This window comes from Aquabacterium sp., from assembly GCF_036279655.1.
In the GTDB taxonomy this organism is placed as follows: domain Bacteria; phylum Pseudomonadota; class Gammaproteobacteria; order Burkholderiales; family Burkholderiaceae_C; genus Aquabacterium.
Genome location: NZ_DASUIT010000016.1, coordinates 1 through 18,458 on the forward strand (window position 1 = coordinate 1; position 18,458 = coordinate 18,458).

Sequence of the window (18,458 nt, forward strand, 5' to 3'; positions counted from 1 at the left end):
CTCGACATGCTGCGCAAGATCCGCCGTGAAGGCCTGAGCCACGACAGTGCCCTGGCCCTGTCCACGCCATCCAACCTCGACAGCGACTCCTCCCGCATGACGGGCAGTGCCAGGTCGGACATGACGGTCAAGGCCAAGATCGACGAAATCGAGCAACAGATGGTGGGCTCGGGAGAGTCGCGGCGCTCGGCAGCCGGCGCCTCCACCTTGAGTGGCAGCACCACCATCCCTGGCGGCGCAACGCAACCTGCCAGCCTGCCAGCCGACGGCTATGCCCATACGCGCCCCTTCAGTGCGACGCCGGGCGCATCCTCGCCGGCCACGGCCGATGACGAGGCACCCATCACCATTTCAGAGAGCGTGCTGGCTGCCGCGCGGGCGCATCAGCCCAGCATGGTGGTCGATCCCGAACTGTCCCCGCTGCCGGCCAGCCACAAGCACCAGATCCATCACGGCTATTCCACGAACTTCGCCGTCGAGGTCAGCGAGGTCAATCTGGACCCGGACCTGGACGAAGCCGTCATTGCTTTCGCGAACGCCGACTTCGAGCAATGCGAGCGCGATCTGCTGCACCTGATCCAGCCCGGGGGCCTGCGCCATGAGCAGTCCGACACCTGGATGGTGCTCTTCGACCTCTACCGCGCCCTTGATCTGCCAGCCAAGTTCGATGCCCTGGCGGTGTCATTCGTTCATCAGTTCGGCCTGTCGGCGCCGCAGTGGTATTCCCTGCCGGAGCGCGTCTCCCACCACCTCTCTCTCAAGGTGCAAGGCGTCACTGCCGAGACACCTCACCCCAATGTGCTGGCTCACCGCGTGACCGACATGGACCTGCCCAAGGCCCTGGAAGGCTGGATTGCGCCGCCGCACCTGGATGTCGAGGCCGTGGGGCGCCTGCGCTGCGAGGTCCTGCAACTGCCTCGCCCCTGGGCCATGGACTGGGCGGGGGTTGAATCGATTTCCGCCGAGGCGGCTGGCCAGCTCACCTCGCAACTCAAGGTCTGGGCGCAAGACACCGTGGCCATGACCTGGATCGGCGTCGATCGCCTGCTGGACGCCTTGAGCGAGCTATCGCCCACAGGCAACCGCGATGCGGACCCGGCCTTCTGGATGCTGCGCATGGAACTGCTGCGCCTGTGCAACCGGCCAGACCAGTTCGATGAGACCGCCATCGACTACTGCGTGACCTACGAGCTCTCCCCGCCGTCCTGGGAGTCCACGCAATGTACGGTCAAGCTGATGAGCGATGCAGCCTGCACGCAGACCGTCTCCCTCAGCCACATCGGCGATGTGTCGACCAGTTTTGTCGAGTCCCAACTGCACGAGGACATCGAGTTCATCCAGTTGGCATCGCTGGAGTTGTCGGGGCAACTGGTGGGCGACATCGGCGACACACTCGGCGATCTGGATGCCCAACTGGGCTCCAGCGTGGCCCTGGCCATCGACTGCGCCCACCTGATCCGGGTGGACTTCATCGCCGCAGGCGACCTGCTCAACTGGGTGCTGGCACGCCGCGCGGAAAAGCGCAGCATCGAGTTCATCAACCCGCACCGCCTGATCGCGCTGTTCTTCGGCGCCATGGGCATCACCGAACACGCCAAGGTCAAGCTCCAGGCGGTATAAACACCACTGGCACGGGCCCGGCCCTGCCGGACTCCCCTCCCCTTTGCCAGGAAGATCCATGGAAAGCTACCACGGCACGACCATCGTCAGCGTGCGCCGCCAGACCCCCGATGGCTGGCAAGTTGCCCTGGGCGGCGACGGTCAGGTCACCCTGGGCCACATCGTTGTCAAGGCCAGCGCACGCAAGGTTCGCAAGCTCTACCGTGATCACGTGCTTGCCGGCTTTGCAGGCGCCACGGCCGATGCTTTCACCCTGTTCGAGCGTTTCGAGTCCAAGCTGGAAAAGCACCAGGGTCATCTCGCGCGTGCCGCCGTCGAACTCACCCGCGACTGGCGTACCGACCGCGTCCTGCGCCGCCTGGAAGCCATGCTGGCTGTGGCTGACCGGGAAACCTCCTTGATCATCACCGGCAATGGGGATGTGCTGGAGCCCGAGCACGGCATCATCTCCATTGGTTCCGGCGGCGCCTATGCCCAGGCGGCCGCGCGCGCCCTGCTGGAGCACACCGCCCTGTCCCCGGCCGACATCGTCAAGAAGTCGCTAGAGATCGCAGGCGACCTGTGCATCTACACCAATCAGAACCACACCATCGAAACCCTGGACTGACGCCATGAGCGCCATGACCCCCCAAGAAATCGTCAGCGAACTCGACCGTCACATCATTGGCCAGCGCGATGCCAAACGTGCCGTGGCCATTGCCTTGCGCAACCGCTGGCGCCGCCAGCAGGTTGAGCAGCCAATGCGCAGCGAGATCACGCCCAAGAACATCCTGATGATCGGCCCCACCGGCGTGGGCAAGACCGAGATCGCACGCCGCCTGGCTCGCCTGGCCGATGCCCCCTTCATCAAGGTCGAGGCCACCAAGTTCACCGAGGTCGGCTATGTGGGCAAGGACGTGGACACCCTCATCCGCGATCTGGTCGAAGTCGCCATCAAGCAAGAGCGCGCGCATCAGATCAAGCTGCAGCGCGTGCGCGCCGAGGATGCCGCCGAAGAACGCCTGCTGAACGTGCTGGTGCCGCCCCCCAGCCACGACCCGATGGGCACGGCCACCGCCGACAGCACCGCGCGCCAGATCATGCGCAAGCGCTTGCGCGAAGGCACGCTGGACGACAAGGACATCGAGATCGAGCTGGCCGAGGCCAAGCCCACGGTCGAGATCATGGGGCCCGCCGGCATGGAAGACATGGCCGAGCAACTGCGCGGCATGTTCTCGCAGCTGGGTCAGGACAAGCGCAAGCTGCGCAAGATCAAGCTGTCTGACGCCAGAAGCCAACTGATCGACGAAGAAGCAGCCAAACTGGTCAATGAAGACGACATCAAGACCCGCGCGCTCGACAAAGTCGAGCAAAACGGCATCGTCTTCATCGACGAGATCGACAAGGTGGCCAGCCGCGCCGAGGGACAGGGCGCCGAGGTCTCGCGCCAGGGCGTGCAGCGCGATCTGCTGCCTCTGGTCGAGGGCACCACGGTCAACACCAAGTACGGCATGGTCAAGACGGACCACATCCTCTTCATTGCTTCGGGGGCCTTCCACCTCAGCCGCCCCAGTGACCTGATCCCTGAACTGCAAGGGCGCTTCCCGATTCGGGTGGAGCTGGCCTCGCTGTCAGTGGACGACTTTGAAGCCATCCTCACGCAACCCAGCGCCAGCCTGATCAAGCAGTACCAAGCCTTGCTGGCCGCTGAAGGGGTGACGCTGGAGTTCACCCCGCCCGCCATCCGCCGACTGGCCCAGATTGCCTTTGACGTGAACGAGCGCACCGAAAACATCGGTGCGCGCCGCCTGTCGACGGTCATGGAGCGCCTGCTGGACGAACTGAGCTTCAACGCCCCCAACCAGAGCGGGCAGACCCACACAGTGGATGCCGATCAGGTGGACCGCAGCCTGGGCGAGTTGTCGCGCAACGAGGATCTGTCGCGCTTCATCCTCTGAATGACAGACTCAGCCCGCCGACCCCGCCACGACCGCCGTGGCACCCACGGGTCGCGCGGCCTGACGCTGCTCGGCCGCCAGGGTGAGCAGACCCTCAAAAATCAGATGATCGATCTGTCGCAAGGGCAGCTCATCCGCCAACTGGGCCAGCTTGGGTGCAGCACCGCCTGACATCAGCAGCAGCGGATCCACCCCCTCGCGGCGCGCCAGGCGGCGGTAGATGCGTTCGATTGCACCCGAGATCGCATCCGTGCCGCCACTGGTCAGGGCATCACTGGTGTTGGTGGGGAAGTCCGTGGCCTCACCCATGGGCACCTTGAGACCGGCCGTGCCCGTCTCCAGGGCCCGCAGCATCAGACCAAAGCCGGGCATGATGGCCCCACCCAGGAAGGTCCCGGACGCATCCAGGGCATCAATGGTCACCGCCGTGCCCACCATGATCACCAGTGCCGGCACGGGCCGGCCGTCGCGCACCGCGTGATGGCGCGCACCCACCAGGGCGGCCCATCGATCCGCGCCCAGGCGGTGCGGATGGTCATAACCATTGCGCACACCACCGCCCACGGCGCTGGAGACGAGCCACTGCGGCTTGAGGCCCCAGGGGGCCAGTTGTTCTTCCACACGCCGCTTGATGGCGTCGCCCGCCACGACACAGCCCAGCATCCCGTCAGGGCGCGGCAGGTGCCGCCAGACACTGAACCACAACTGGTCGATTTCTTCCAGGATGACGGCCCCGTGCGCCTGCAAGGGGGCGTCCGGATCCGCGCTGTCATACAGGCCCCACTTCAAGCGTGAGTTGCCAATGTCAATGACCAGAAATGTCATGAATGCTGCCAAGGACAGGCACGTTCCCCTCCTCATCGTGGCGAAACGCGCCCAGGTTGGGCCATGCCTCGTCTTGTGATGATGAGGTCCTGCCGCGATTCTGCCCTTGTATCTCTGGTTTGGCGGGCCCGCCGGGCGAAGGCAAGAGAGATTTTTTCACCACATCTCCCCCTCGTTCACAGGTCGCAAGCCCCCATCGCAACACATTCATACAGCCAAAACCTAGTAGAAACACTAATATCTGGTCTCGCGCATCTACAAAAGGCCCAAGCCATGAAACACACACTGATCAACAGCCTTCTGGTCTCCGCCCTTCTGCTCAGCCCGGCCTGGGCCGCGGTCGACATCAAGGGCGTCAAGTTCTCCGACACCTACGAAGTGGCCAGTCAGCCCCTGAAGCTCAATGGCGCCGGACTGCGGGTCAAGGTGGTCTTCAACATCTACGCCGCCAGCCTCTACCTGCCCCAGAAACAGACCACCGCCCAGGGCGTCATTCACGCCCCCGGTGCCAAGAGCGTGCAGGCCGTGATGTTGCGCGATCTGACGGCCGACGAATTCGTCAGCGCCATGATCAAGGGCTTCAAGGCCAACAACAGCGCGGCCGATGTCGCGCGCCTGATGCCCCGCCTGGAACAGCTCGAAACCATGATGACCGCCGTGGGCAAGGCCCCCAAGGGGACCTCCGTGCACATCGACTACCTGCCCGGCATCGGCACACGGATCATCGTGGACGGACAGCGCCGTGGCGCCGACATCCCCGGTGAAGATTTCTATCAGGCCATGCTGCGCATCTGGCTGGGCGACGACCCGGTGGACTCCGACCTCAAGACCTCCCTGCTCGGCGGCAAGTGAGGCCAATCCGCGACAAATCGTCACAAGCGCGCCGCTAACGGCCGTATTTCACGGCCCCACCCCCCTGACATGGCCCTTGTCAGGGGCTCTCCCGCTTGTGCAGATCTTGAAATAGGTCGATAACGGTTCAACGCCACTCAATGGCGAGTTGAACCCATGATCTCTCAAGCACTGCCTCATCTGACAGCATGGACCAATGCCCTGCTCAGTGCGGACATCCCGGTGCTCGCCACCACGGTGCTGCATGTCGCCGAGTTGCGTCAGATCGAAGAGGCCAAAGGCACGGTCGATGCCCAAACGCTGGCCCAGAGCATCGGCAATGACCCGCTGATGACCCTCAAGGTGCTGTCGCACGTCTCCCGCTACTGCACCCGCCTGAGTGTGGAGCCGCCGGAAACCCTGACCGGCGCCATCGTGATGCTGGGCATCAATCCGTTTTTCAAGGATTTCAGCGACATCGAGAACGTCGACCACTGGCTGCGCGACAAGCCCCAAGCCATGATGGGCCTGCACCGTGTGATCCGGCGCAGCCGCCGCGCCGCCCACTTCGCCGTGCATTTCGCGATGCACCGGCAGGACGAGGATGCCTCCATCATCCAGGAGGCCGCACTGCTGCACAGCTTTGGCGAGCTGCTTTTATGGTGTCACGCCCCGGATCTGATGCATGTGATCGCAGAAAAGCTGGCCCATGACCACACCTTGCGCTCGGCCGACGTGCAGCGTGAGATCCTGGGCATCGAGGTGGGCGATCTGTCGCAGAACCTGATGCGGGCCTGGCAACTGCCCTATCTGCTGATCCGCTGCACCGACGACCGCCATGCCGAGCACCCCCAGGTGCGCACGGTCATGCTGGCCGTGCGCATCGCACGGCATACGCAGTACGGCTGGGATTCAGCCAATGCGCAGGCCGCGCTGCCAGACGACATCGACGATGTCGCGCAACTGCTCAATATCTCCAGCGAAGCCGCGTCCCGCAAGATCCGGGACATGGACCACTGATCAGCGCACGCTGACGGACGAGCGCATGGCCTGCACCATGCCCGAGCCCACGGCCTCACCGAAGCCGGCACCAAACCGCTTGGCCAGACGCTCGGCGATGTTTTCCTTGACGGTGTAGTCAATGATCTCTTCCGCCTTCACCACATCGCGGGCGATGGAATCCAGGCTGCCCAGGTGATCGGCCAAACCCAGTGCGATGGCCTGCTCGCCGTTCCAGAACAGGCCCGAGAAGGTGTCCTCGGACTCCTTGAGGCGCTTGCCCCGGCCCTCACGCACCACCTTGATGAACTGCTGGTGGATCTGGTTGAGCATGGCTTGCGCATAGGCATCCTGCGACTCATTGCGGGGCGAGAAAGGATCGAGCATGCCCTTGTTGGCACCTGCCGTCATCAGCCGACGCTCGACGCCGACCTTATCCATCACACCGGTGAATCCAAAGCCATCCATCAGCACGCCGATGGAGCCCACCAAAGAGGCCTTGTCCACATAGACCTGATCCGCCGCCACGGCGATGTAGAAGGCCGCCGAAGCGCACATTTCCTCGCACACGGCGTAGACCTTCTTCTTGTGCAGGGCCTTGAGGCGACGGATCTCGTCGTTGATCAGACCCGCCTGCACCGGGCTGCCCCCCGGGGAGTTCAGGCGGATCACCACGGCCTGGGCCCCCTTGTCCTCGAAGGCGCTCTTGAGGGCCGAATTCAGGTCGTCGGCATTGGCCTCGGCTTCCGTGCTGATCTCGCCGCGGACCTCGACCAGGGCCGTGTGGGGCGTCACGGGCGCGGTGGCCTCGGGCACGCTGGCGATCGTTGCCCAGATCATGGCCAGGATCAGACCGATCCACAGCACACGCCACACCCAGCGCCAACGTGCCTGACGGCGCTGCTCGGCGAGGTAGGCCCCAGCGAAATCCGCCAGCAGCTGCTGCTGCACCGCGTTCATGCCCCCGACGGGCGAAGACATCTGTTCTTGGTTCATGGTCAAAATACCGGCTGAAATTGCTCGTTAGGATACCAATACACCTGCCCATCGCGCTCCTGGAGGGCGATGGCTGTCAGGCGGGCGCCTGCACAGGGGCCACTGAGACACCGCCCGTCCGAGGGCTCGTACAGCGCCCCATGGATCGAGCAGATGATGAAACGCTTGTCCTGATCCCAGAACTCACCGGGCTGCCAATCCATCTCGGACGGGATGTGCGCACAGCGATTCAGGTAGGCCTGCGCCACATTGTCAAAGCGCACCGCAAAAGCCGGCGCCACCGCCCCGTGCTCCAGCACCTCGAAAGTCACCGAGCCATCGCACTCGCGCAGCGAGGCGGACTCGCACAGCCACTGCGGCGCCAGGTTCAACTCAGGCATGTTTCTGCAGCCAGTCATGCAGCTCGGCCACGGAATGGGCCACCAGCCGGGTCGGGAAGGCCGCGAAGGCCTGCGGATCATGCGCCCCGTAACTCACCCCGATGGACGCCGTGCCGGCATTGGCGGCCAGTTGCAGATCGTGCGTCGTGTCACCGATCATCAGGGTGCGTTCGGGCTCGACGCCCAGCTCCCTCATCAGCTCTTCCAGCATCTGGGGGTGCGGCTTGGAGCGGGTCTCGTCGGCCGTCCGGGTGGCGTCAAACACGCCACGCAACTGCACATGGTGCAGCGCCTCATTGAGCCCCTGACGTGACTTGCCAGTGGCCACGGCCAGCCAGTGCTGGCGCTGCTTGAGCATGGCGAGCAGGTCCAGCGTGCCCTCGAAGAGGCTGAGCGCATGCTGACTCTCGAAATAGTGATGCCGATAGCGCTGCCCCAACTCGGGAACCCGCTCGGGCGCCAGATCAGGCGCCACATGCTGCAAGGCATCGTGCAATCCCAGGCCGATGACATAGGCCGCCTGCTCCCGACCGGGCACGGGCAAGCCCAGGTCGGCGCAGGCCGACTGGATGCACCCGACGATCAGGGCCGTCGAGTCATACAGCGTGCCGTCCCAATCGAAAACGATGAGGTCGAACTGGCGTGGGCGAAGATCGTTCAAGATAAAGACAACAGTTGTGGGCTCAGCCCAGATGATCCACCAAAGCCTGACATTCTGCGGGCAGTGGGGCCATCAGTGCGAGCTCCTCCCCCGTGACGGGGTGGGGCAAACGCAACTCGCGCGCGTGCAGGAACATGCGGTCAAACTTGAGTCCTTCCACCATGGCACCCCGCGCCAGGGCCTTGTTGAGGGCGAAATCACCATATTTCTCATCGCCGATGATGGGGTGCCCCTCATGAGCGAGGTGCACCCGGATCTGGTGGGTGCGTCCCGTCTTGATGGTCACATCCAGCAAGGCGAAACGGCTGAACTGCTGCACCACCTTGACCAGGGTGATGGAGCGACGTCCTTCATCGGCATCCTCGGCCACGGCCTTGACCCGCCGCTCGCCGTCACCGGTGAGGAACTTGTGCAGTGCCACATCGATGACCTTGCGGGCCACCGGCCATTGGCCGATCACCATGGCCGCATAGGTCTTGTGGGCGGTGCGATGACGAAAGCAATCCTGCAGCGTCACCAGAGCGCTGCGCTTCTTGGCAACCAGCAGCACGCCGGACGTCTCCTTGTCCAGGCGGTGCACCAACTCCAGGAAGCGGGCCTGGGGCCTGGCGCGGCGCAATTGTTCGATCACGCCGAAACTCACCCCGCTGCCTCCATGGACCGCCACGCCCGCCGGCTTGTTGATGGCAATGAGGTGTTCGTCCTCGAACAGGATGGGGAATTCGCGGGCCGGCACACTGGCGGCCTCGGTCTGTGGCTCGGGCAGGCGAACGGGCGGCACGCGCACCTCGTCGCCCAGCGTCAGACGGGTGTCGGCCGAGGCCCTCGCCTTGTTCACTCGCACCTCGCCACTGCGGATGATGCGGTATACCAGCGTCTTGGGCGCACCCTTGAGGGTCTTGATCAGGAAATTGTCCAGGCGCTGACCTTCGCTGCCTTCGTCAATGCGAACGTAGTGAACAGCGGGGGCAGCCATGGCCGGTGCGGCGGCCAAAGGGTGGTCTGGCGCGGCCTTTTCGGGATTTTTCGCCCGATGGGAAGAGGTTTTCGCACCTATAATGGGCTTGGCCACGTTTGAAAAGTGTGTTGTGATTGGTAAATTGCAATACAGGCAAGGCCCGGTGAGAGTGTACCGTTCAGGCGCTTAGTTCTGAACCCTCCGGGCGCCATTCCAATGAGGCCGATGGTGATGCAGCACGTCGCATCAGGTTCGAGAAAACCGCCCAAGGTGCGGTTTTGCGGGCATGGTGGTCGTGTCAGAGTCAGCACCGATCGAATCACGAACAAGGTTTATGGATGCCAGCGAGTTCCTTTTTGAAACGCTGATGTCCGCGTCAACAGACACGCATGCACATGATGGGGCCCTCCAAGGCTTGTTTTGCTGATACCCCCCGCAAGGCCACCTTCCGCACGACGGAAGACGCCCAGGCGCGGGCGCGGTCGCAAGCACCTGTGAAGGTTCACCCCTCATGCCTGATCCCTCCTCCCTTCTGGTCCATGTTTCCGGGCGCCACGGCGTTGCGGGCAGGGCCTGATCGCGTGGGCTCAAGCTGCATGACTGCGCTGTTGCCGCACGCGCCCTTGCTGCACTGAACACAAGCGCCACCACAAACGCGCGTTCCAGGCAGCCCAGGCAATTCCTTACCTCGATTCTTTCGCGTTGATTCGTGCATAAGCGTTGCCACAGACCCGCAAGGTCTGGGGCGCCATGAGGTTTTGTCCGGCCGCCATCCCGGACAGCCTCGATGTTCACAGGAGTGCACATGAAGCGCATGCTGATCAACGCCACGCAGCCCGAAGAGCGGCGCCTGGCCATTGTCGATGGACAGAAACTGCTCGACTTCGAAACCGAAATCGAAGGGCGCGAACAGCGCAAGGGCAATATCTACAAAGCCATCGTCACCCGCGTCGAGCCCTCGCTCGAAGCCTGTTTTGTCGATTACGGCGAAGAGCGTCACGGTTTCCTGCCCTTCAAGGAAATCTCGCGTCAATACTTCAAGGAAGGCGCCGACGTCCGCTCGGCCAAGATCCAGGACGTGATCAAGGAGGGGCAATCCCTGCTGGTCCAGGTCGAAAAGGAAGAACGCGGCAACAAGGGCGCCGCCCTGACGACCTTCGTCTCCCTGGCCGGCCGCTACTTGGTCCTGATGCCCAACAACCCCCGTGGCGGTGGCGTGAGCCGTCGCATCGAGGGTGACGACCGCGAAGAACTCAAGGAAGCCATGGATCAGCTCGAATACCCCAAGGGTATGAGCCTGATCGCCCGCACCGCCGGCATCGGTCGCACCGCCGCCGAGCTGCAGTGGGACCTCAATTACATGCTCAAGCTGTGGACCGCCATCGACGGCGCCGCACAAGAGGGCAAGGGCGCCTTCCTGATCTATCAGGAATCGTCGCTGGTGATCCGCGCCATCCGCGATTACTTCACCGCCGATATCGGTGAAATCCTCATCGACACGGACGACATCTACGAGCAGGCCAAGCAGTTCATGCTGCACGTCATGCCCGACACGGCCAACCGCGTCAAGCGCTACCGTGATGATGCCGCCCTGTTCTCGCGCTTCCAGATCGAGCATCAGATCGAAACGGCCTTTGCCCGCACGGTGAACCTGCCCTCAGGCGGCGCCATCGTGATCGACCACACCGAGGCTCTGGTCTCGGTCGACGTGAACTCGGCCCGCGCCACCCGTGGCAGCGACATCGAAGAAACCGCCTTCCGCACCAATCTGGAAGCCGCCGACGAAATCGCCCGCCAGATGCGTCTGCGCGATCTGGGCGGCCTGATCGTCGTCGACTTCATCGACATGGAAGAGTCGCGCAACCGCCGCGAGGTCGAGCAACGCCTGCGCGACGCGCTGCGCTTTGACCGTGCCCGCGTGCAGTTCAGCACCATCAGCAAGTTCGGCCTGCTGGAGATGTCGCGTCAGCGTCTGCGTCCGGCCTTGTCCGAAGGCTCGCACATCACCTGCCCGCGCTGCAACGGCACCGGCCACATCCGTGACACCGAGTCCTCGGCGCTGCAGATCCTGCGCATCATCCAGGAAGAGACCATGAAGGACAACACGTCCGCCGTGCACGTGCAAGTGCCGGTGGAAGTGACCTCCTTCCTGCTCAACGAGAAGCGCACCGAGATCACCAAGATCGAACTCAAGCAGCGCGTCACCGTGCTGCTGATCCCCAACCGCCACCTCGAAACGCCCAACTACAAGCTGGAGCGCCTGCGCCATGACGACCCGCGCCTGGAAAACATCCAGGCCAGCTACGCCATGGTCGAAGAGGTCGAGGAAGATGTGGGCATCACCCGCCGCGAAAAAACCGGCAAGCCCAAGCAGGAGCCCGTGATCAAGGGCGTGCTGCCCGATCAGCCCGCACCCGTGGCTGCCTCCAAGCTGGAAGTGGCCGACAACCAGCCGGTGGTCGTGCAGCATGCCGCGCCGGTCCCCGTGGCGGCACCTGTGGCCCCGGCCAGCTCCGGCGGCTTCTTTGGCTGGCTCAAGCGCCTGTTCACCGGCGGCGAGGCCCCCGCAGCTGCACCGGCGCCAGTGGCGGCACCGGTCACGCCGGCCGTCGCGCCTGCAGAGCCTGGTGGCCGCGATGGCAAGGGCCAGGGACGTGGTCGTCGCGATGGCCAGCGCCGTGGCGAACGCAACGGCAATGGCGAGCGCGCCGAGCGTGGTGAACGCAACAACGAAGGCGGTCGCGGTGAGCGCCGCGGTCGAGGCGACCGCAGCGAGCGTCCCGCGGGCGACAACGCCGAAGGTCGTGAGGAGCGTCAAGGCCGTGGTGGCCGCCGTGGTTCGCGCGACGAGCGACCCGCCACGGATGCCAATGCCGCCCCCGATGCACAAGGTGAAGCACGCGACAACAGCCGTCGTCGCCGTGGCGAGCGCGGTGACCGCGCTCCCCGCGAGACCAGCGTCACCGAAGGCCTGAACGAGCAAGTCGACACCCAGCTGGGTCAAGCCCAGGCGCAGGTGGACGCCCCCTCGAATGAGATGGGCGCCGAAGAAGCCCGTGAAGGGGGTCGCCGTCGCCGTCGTGGTGGCCGTGGCCGTGGTGGCGAGCAGGATGCCGCGCAGGGTGAAGACAACGGCGCATCCGCTGGCGACACCACCCGCACCGATGAGTCTGCTGAAGCCTCTGGCGCCAGCGAGACCTCGGAGACGGGTGAAGAGGGTCGCCGTCGCGGTGGTCGTGAACGCAACCGTCGTGGTGAGCGTCGTGAACGCCGCGAAGGCGAAGGCAGCGAAGCGCAGGACAGCGGACTGAGCATGGCCCTGCCCGTGCCTGCCGATGTCGGCACCGGCCCCTTCAGCCTGGCCCCCGAGTCCACCGAGGTGACCGTGGCCACTCCGGCTGCGGAGCCTGCGCTGCAGGCCACGCAAGAAGTCAGCGCTGCACCTGCCGCCAATGACGCGCCGGCCTTTGCCCAGGCACCCGCTGCCGTGGCGGAGTCCTTCGTGCTGCCGCTGGCGGATCTGGCTGCTCTGGCCGCTGAAGCCGGCCTGGAATGGGTGAACTCCGATGCGGACAAGATCCGCGCTGTGCAGGAAGCCATCGCAGCAGAGCCCAAGCCTGTCCATGTGCCCCGCGAGCGCAAGCCCGCACCGGTCCTGGACGAAGGCCCTCTGGTCCTGGTCGAGACCCGCAAGGACCTCAGCCAGATCAAGCTGCCGTTCGAATCGGCCGCCTGACGCCAGAGTCTTCTGAAAGACTCCTATACCAAGCCCCGCGCAAGCGGGGCTTTTTTCATGCCCCCTCACTTGAATGGTCATTGTTGTTCTAGGGGTGTCTCATATGTGACTCTTTGTATAGATTGGCGCCTTCCACTGATAACTTGAGGTACACAACATGATCAAACAACAACTCGCTCGCCTGGCCCTGATCGGCGTGCTGAGCGTCTCGGCCACCGCACAGGCCGCCAATGTGGGCGTGTTCGGCTCTTATGGCAACGACTACGTTTCCTCCTTGTCGGCACTGGGTCACACCGTGACCGACTTTGGCAACGTCAGTTTCAGCGCCAGCAATCTGGCCGGTCTGGATGCCGTTCTGATGATTCGCCAGGCCACTGGCAACTCTGACCTGACCGCATTTGTCAATGCAGGCGGCACGCTGATCACGGAATGGTCGTCGTCTGGCTATGGTGGCTCCCTGCTGGGTGCCACCGTGACCGACAACTACAGTTCATACGTCACGTCTGACCCGGTGGTCTTCACGGCCGCAGGAACGGTCCTGGGCCTGGGCTCTGGCCTGGGCGCCAGCTACCAGGCGGGTGGCGGCACCGAGTTCTTCCAGGACTTCGCGTCCATCGGTAGCGGCACGATCCTGGCCACGCGTGGCTCCAGCGGCGCCACCGCCATCATTGGTGGCGCCGTGGGCCTGGGTTATGTCTTCGTGAACGGCTATGACTGGGCCGACACCACCGACGCCAGCACCGCCAAGTTGCTCGACAACGAGATCCGTGCCGTGACCACCGCGGTTCCGGAGCCCGAGTCCTACGTTCTGGCCATCGCTGGTCTGGGCGTGCTGGGCATGATGGCCCGCCGCAAGAAGGTGGTTGCTGCGGAAGACGCCGCCACGGCCTGATCTGCATCGACAAGCCATTCTGGCGTCACGGATGAAAGTCCGTGACGCCTTTTTTTGTCCACTTTCGCTTTGGCGCACTTTCACGCAACAAAGGGTTTTACCTATACGATAGGTGATTGACGTTAACGTCAATCGTGCTTCTAATGCCTTCACGCATCCACAGGCATCGAGGAGCCCTGCATGGCACAACCGTCCGTCGCGTCCACCACCGGCACTGGGGCACCCCAGCCCCATCCGGCTGTTCTGGAGGACTTTGTGGCGGCGCCCTTGCGACTGATGGCCACGGCAACCCGACTGGGAGACCGCCCTGCCTATTACATCCGCACCCAGGACGGCTGGCAAGCCAGTACCTGGCGGGATTACGCCTCCCAGGTCCGCTGCGCCGCGCGCGCACTGCTCTCCATGGGGGTGCAAAAGGGCGACTCGGTCGCCATCCTGAGCTTCAATCGGCCTGAATGGTCGGTCGCCGCCTTTGCCGCCATGTCGGTCGGCGCCATCCCGGTGGGCATCTACTGGACCGCCTCCAGCAAGGACATCGACTACATCCTCAACCACTGCCAGGCCCCGGTGCTGGTGGTGGAGGACCTGGCCCGCTTCGACAAGGTTGCCCCCTGCCTACCCAACGCTCCCCATCTGCGCCAGGTGGTGATGATGGGCCAGAGCGTCCCACCCGATCAAGCCCAGGTCATCAACTGGGGAGACTTCATGGCCATGGGGCATCTGGGTCTGGAAGCAGCCCTGGAGCGCTGTCTGGGCGACATCGGGCCCCAGGACATCGGCTCGCTGATCTACACCTCGGGCACCACCGGCCCGTCCAAGGCCGTGGTGCTGAGCCATGGCAATCTGTCCTGGACGGCCCTGGCCCTGACACGGGCCTTCAGGGCCACCGAACACGACCGCATCTTGTCCTACCTGCCCTTCGCCCACATCGCGGAGCAGATGGGCTGCATGCACAACCAGGCGTGCATCGGCTTCACGGTGTACTTCGCACGCAGCATGGAAGAGCTGGGCGATCACCTCAAGGAGGTGCGCCCCACCATCTTTTTTGGTGTGCCGCGCGTCTGGGAAAAGATGCAGGCCGCCATCGAGAGCAAATTGCAGCAGGCCCAGGGGATCAAGGCGGTGATGGCGCGCTGGGCCATGGGCGTCGGGCGTGAATGGCATGCCCGCACGCTCGCGGGTCGAGCACCCGGCGCCTGGCTGGACCTGCAGCGTGGGGTGGCGCAGAAACTGGTCTACGGCAAGGTCAAGGCGGCCCTGGGCTTCGATCAATCCCACCTGCTGATCTCCGGGGCCGCCCCCATCGCACCAGACAATCTGCGCTTCTTCACGGGTCTGGACCTGGTGATCAGGGAGCTCTATGGGCAGTCCGAAGCCTGCGGCCCCACCTCGCTCAGCACGGCGGGTCACACACGCATCGGATCCGTGGGCAAACCGCTGCCGGGCTCTGAAGTTCGCGTGGCCAACGATGGCGAGATCCTGGTGCGTGGCCCGCAGATCTTCCAGGGCTACGCCGGGCAGCCACAAGCGACGGCCGAGACACTGGTCGATGGCTGGCTCTACAGCGGAGACCTGGGGCACATCGATGCCGATGGTTTCATCTACATCACGGGCCGCAAGAAGGACCTGATCATCACCTCGGGTGGCAAGAACATCTCGCCGGCCAACATCGAAGCCGATCTGATGGACACGCATCTGATCGAACACGCCGTGGTCTGCGGGGATGGCCGCCACTACCTGAGCGCGCTCGTGACCCTCGATGCCCAGATGCTGGCCGAGTTTGCCAAGGAAAATCAACTGGGCGAACAGGGCCTGCACGATCACCCTCAGGTGCTGGAAGCTGTCCAGCACGCCATCGACCATGTCAACCAGCACCAGGCACGGGTGGCGCACATCCGCAAGTTCGCCGTGTTGCGTGAGCCCCTGACCGTGGAGGGTGGCGAGCTGACGCCCACCATGAAGGTCAAGCGCAAGGTCGTGATCGACCGACACCAGGCGCTGATTGACCGGCTGTACCGTGACTGAGCCCCTCATCCAGGAGGCCGATCCGGCCCGATTGCAGGCGGTGTTCGCATCGCAGCAAGCCACCGCGCTGGCCTGGCGCACCTCGACCGCGGCGGAGCGGATTGCCCGCATCCAGCGGCTGGTCCGCGCGCTGATGGACCACCGTGAGGCCCTCTACGAAGCCTTCGCCGTCGACTTCCGCAAGAGCACCGTCGAGGTGGATAGCCACGAGTTGCTGCCTGTCCTGGCCGAAGCCCAGCATGCGGTGTCTCATCTGGGCCGCTGGATGCGCCCCCGTCCGGTGTGGAGCACCCTGATCTCGGCCACCAATTCGGCCTGGCTGGAGGTTCAGCCCCGGGGTCGCTCGCTCATCATCGCGCCCTGGAACTTCCCGCTCAATCTGAGCCTGGGGCCACTGGTGTCGGCTCTGGCCGCCGGCAACCCGGTGATCCTCAAGCCCTCGGAGATGACCCCTCAGGTCTCGGCCGTGATGGCCCGCATCGTCGAGCAGGCCTTCGAGCCCCACGAGGTCGCGCTCTTCGAGGGCGCACTGGCCACCTCGCAAGCCCTGCTCGCCCTGCCCTTCGATCATGTGTTCTTCACCGGCTCGCCCCAGGTGGGCAAGGCCGTGATGGCCGCTGCCTCGCAGCACCTGGCCAGCGTGACGCTGGAGCTGGGCGGCAAATCGCCCATGATCGTCGACGAAAGCGCCGATCTGCGCCGGGCCGCGGAGAACATCATGTGGGGCAAGCTGATCAACAGTGGCCAGGTCTGCCTGGCCGTTGACCATGTGTTCGTGCATGAGCGCGTCAAGGAGGCGCTGATCGCACAATGTCTGGCGGTGCTGCGCGAAGGATGGGGGCACAACGACGAGGCCATCCGCGCCAACCCGGCGCTCACGCGCATCGTCAATGCGCATCACACCTTGCGGCTGGCCCGCCTGCTTGACGGCGCACGAGCCCAGGGCGCGCGCGTGCTCTGCGGCGGTCAGGTCGACCTGCAAGATTGTTATGTGGCCCCCACCCTGCTGGACCAGGTGCCTGACCACGCGCGCATCATGCAGGAAGAGATCTTTGGTCCCCTGCTGCCCATCGTGGGCTACCGCTCACTGGACGAAGTGATCGAGCGCATCAACCGGGGCCCCAAGCCCCTGGCCCTGTACATGTGGAGCTCACGTCACGAGCACATCCAGGCCGTGAAGGCCCGCACCAGCTCGGGCGGCATGTGCATCAACCACTGCGTGCTGCACAGCCAGCATGGCAATCTGCCCTTCGGGGGCGTCAACCACTCCGGTCAGGGCGCCTCGCATGGCCGCTGGGGCTTCATGGCCTTCTCACACGAGCGCGCAGTGCTGAAATCCTGGCGCCTGATGCTGGCCCGCTGGCTCACCTATCAGCCCATGCGCCCCTGGAAGCATCAGGCCCTGCGCGGCATCATGCGTTGGCTGCAGTGGCGGGTAGGCTGAAGGCCGATCAGCCACCACGCCGGGGTCACAGCGGCAGGCGTGCCAGGGCCTGCAGATACGGGGCGTGGTGCATCAGGTCGTCCCAGGTCATGGGGGCCATCTGAGGCAGCAGATCGAGGCGGCGTGCCTCGCTGTCGGCGCTGGCCTGCCAGAGGCCATCGGCCAGCGCCTGGCTCAGACCATCCAGCAATTCATCGACCGGCTTGCCACCCTGGAGCGACTGGTTGCACAGCAGCACCATGTCACAGCCCGCCGTCAGCGCCGCAATGGCCCCCTGGGTATAGCTGCCGGCCACGCTGGCACCTTCCATGCTCAGATCGTCACTGAAAATGGCGCCCGTGAAGCCTTGCTGTCCACGCAGGATGTCCTGCAACCAGCGGCGTGAAAAGCCGGCGGGCAGGCTGTCCACCTTGGGGTAGATCACGTGGGCCGGCATCACGCTGGTCAGCACAGTGCTGAGCCATTCGTAGGGCTTGGCATCGTCGGCCATGATGGCCTTGAGGCTGCGCTTGTCCACCGGCACATCCACATGGGAATCGGCCTTGACGAAGCCATGGCCGGGGAAATGTTTGCCGCAGTTGGCCATGCCGGCGTGCAGCAGCCCCTGCATCACGCAACGTGCCAGGGTGGTGGCCACACGCGGATCACCGTGGAAGGCGCGGTCACCGATGACCGAGCTTTCACCCCAGTCCAGATCGAGTACCGGCGTGAAGCTGAGGTCGACGCCGCACGCACGCAACTCGCTGGCCAGCACATAGCCACAGGCACTGGCCGCGTCCATGGCCACCATGGCGCCATGGCCGTGGGGGCGCTTGTCGTCCTTCATCCACATCTCGCCCAGGTCACGCATGGGGGGCAAGTGCGTGAAGCCGTCGGTGCGGAAACGCTGCACTCGCCCGCCCTCATGGTCGACGCAGATCAGCACGTCAGGACGGATGGACTTGATCTCGGCACACAGGGCCGTGAGCTGGGCACGGCTTTGCCAGTTGCGAGCGAAGAGGATCAGCCCGCCGGTCAGGGGGTGCCGCAGGCGTCGGCGATCGTCGGCGTTGAGGCTCAGCCCTTCAATGTCCAGCACCACGGGTGAGTGGGCGATGGTGGGGGCACTGGTGATGGGTTTCTTGGCCATGATGCTACACAGGTAAAAGGGTGAA

General features: G+C 64.4%; 15 protein-coding genes. 9 read left to right on the forward strand and 6 right to left on the reverse strand.

Annotated elements, in window-relative coordinates; all coding sequences use genetic code 11:
• The 3 genes from VFW84_RS01630 to hslU form a co-directional block, all read left to right on the forward strand.
• On the forward strand, positions 1–1,620 hold a 1,620-nt coding region (locus tag VFW84_RS01630; RefSeq protein ID WP_329678684.1), incomplete at its 5' end, for an STAS domain-containing protein.
• A gap of 58 nt (positions 1,621–1,678) precedes the next feature.
• On the forward strand, positions 1,679–2,227 hold the full coding sequence (hslV, locus tag VFW84_RS01635) for an ATP-dependent protease subunit HslV (protein WP_329678685.1): 549 nt from the start codon (positions 1,679–1,681) through the stop codon (positions 2,225–2,227).
• 4 nt (positions 2,228–2,231) lie between these two features.
• Entirely contained in the window at positions 2,232–3,557 is a 1,326-nt protein-coding gene (gene hslU, locus VFW84_RS01640) for an ATP-dependent protease ATPase subunit HslU (protein ID WP_329678686.1), read from the forward strand.
• 9 nt (positions 3,558–3,566) lie between these two features.
• On the opposite strand, the gene VFW84_RS01645 is transcribed toward hslU, so the two are convergent.
• Positions 3,567–4,382, reverse strand: coding sequence for a type III pantothenate kinase (locus VFW84_RS01645; protein ID WP_329678687.1), 816 nt, complete (start codon positions 4,380–4,382; stop codon positions 3,567–3,569).
• A 273-nt stretch (positions 4,383–4,655) separates the two neighbouring features.
• Between VFW84_RS01645 and VFW84_RS01650 the strand changes: the two genes are divergently transcribed.
• Complete coding sequence (locus VFW84_RS01650; protein WP_329678688.1) at positions 4,656–5,234, forward strand: chalcone isomerase family protein; 579 nt, start codon at positions 4,656–4,658, stop codon at positions 5,232–5,234.
• A 156-nt stretch (positions 5,235–5,390) separates the two neighbouring features.
• On the forward strand, positions 5,391–6,233 hold the full coding sequence (locus VFW84_RS01655; RefSeq protein WP_329678689.1) for an HDOD domain-containing protein: 843 nt from the start codon (positions 5,391–5,393) through the stop codon (positions 6,231–6,233).
• Here the strand turns inward: VFW84_RS01655 and VFW84_RS01660 are convergent, their stop codons facing one another.
• Genes VFW84_RS01660 through VFW84_RS01675 form a run of 4 tightly spaced genes read right to left on the reverse strand, consistent with a single transcriptional unit; the run spans position 6,234 to position 9,225 of the window.
• Positions 6,234–7,208 carry a S49 family peptidase gene (locus tag VFW84_RS01660; protein WP_414638857.1) on the reverse strand — a complete coding sequence of 325 codons (975 nt, stop codon included), beginning with the start codon at positions 7,206–7,208 and terminating at the stop codon, positions 6,234–6,236.
• 2 nt (positions 7,209–7,210) lie between these two features.
• Positions 7,211–7,588, reverse strand: a complete 378-nt coding sequence (locus tag VFW84_RS01665) for a Rieske (2Fe-2S) protein (protein WP_329678690.1) — start codon at positions 7,586–7,588, stop codon at positions 7,211–7,213.
• Positions 7,581–8,249, reverse strand: a complete 669-nt coding sequence (locus tag VFW84_RS01670; protein ID WP_329678691.1) for an HAD-IA family hydrolase — start codon at positions 8,247–8,249, stop codon at positions 7,581–7,583. Before VFW84_RS01670 ends, VFW84_RS01665 begins: the two co-directional genes overlap by 8 nt.
• 22 nt (positions 8,250–8,271) lie before the next feature.
• Positions 8,272–9,225 (reverse strand): RluA family pseudouridine synthase, encoded by a 954-nt coding sequence (locus tag VFW84_RS01675; RefSeq protein ID WP_329678692.1) that lies wholly within the window; start codon positions 9,223–9,225, stop codon positions 8,272–8,274.
• A gap of 787 nt (positions 9,226–10,012) precedes the next feature.
• Here VFW84_RS01675 and VFW84_RS01680 point away from each other — a divergent pair.
• From VFW84_RS01680 to VFW84_RS01695, 4 genes are all read left to right on the forward strand, one after another.
• Positions 10,013–12,943, forward strand: a complete 2,931-nt coding sequence (locus VFW84_RS01680) for an Rne/Rng family ribonuclease (protein WP_329678693.1) — start codon at positions 10,013–10,015, stop codon at positions 12,941–12,943.
• A gap of 157 nt (positions 12,944–13,100) precedes the next feature.
• Positions 13,101–13,835, forward strand: a complete 735-nt coding sequence (locus VFW84_RS01685; RefSeq protein ID WP_329678694.1) for a PEP-CTERM sorting domain-containing protein — start codon at positions 13,101–13,103, stop codon at positions 13,833–13,835.
• 180 nt (positions 13,836–14,015) lie between these two features.
• Positions 14,016–15,860, forward strand: a complete 1,845-nt coding sequence (locus VFW84_RS01690; RefSeq protein WP_329678695.1) for an AMP-dependent synthetase/ligase — start codon at positions 14,016–14,018, stop codon at positions 15,858–15,860.
• The gene (locus VFW84_RS01695) at positions 15,853–17,304 is read left to right on the forward strand and encodes an aldehyde dehydrogenase family protein (RefSeq protein ID WP_329678696.1); all 1,452 of its coding nucleotides are present in this window, start codon (positions 15,853–15,855) and stop codon (positions 17,302–17,304) included. Before VFW84_RS01690 ends, VFW84_RS01695 begins: the two co-directional genes overlap by 8 nt.
• Positions 17,305–17,329: 25 nt before the next feature.
• Here VFW84_RS01695 and nagZ read toward each other — a convergent pair whose 3' ends face one another.
• Positions 17,330–18,433, reverse strand: a complete 1,104-nt coding sequence (gene nagZ, locus VFW84_RS01700) for a beta-N-acetylhexosaminidase (RefSeq protein ID WP_329678697.1) — start codon at positions 18,431–18,433, stop codon at positions 17,330–17,332.
• Positions 18,434–18,458: the final 25 nt, after the last annotated feature.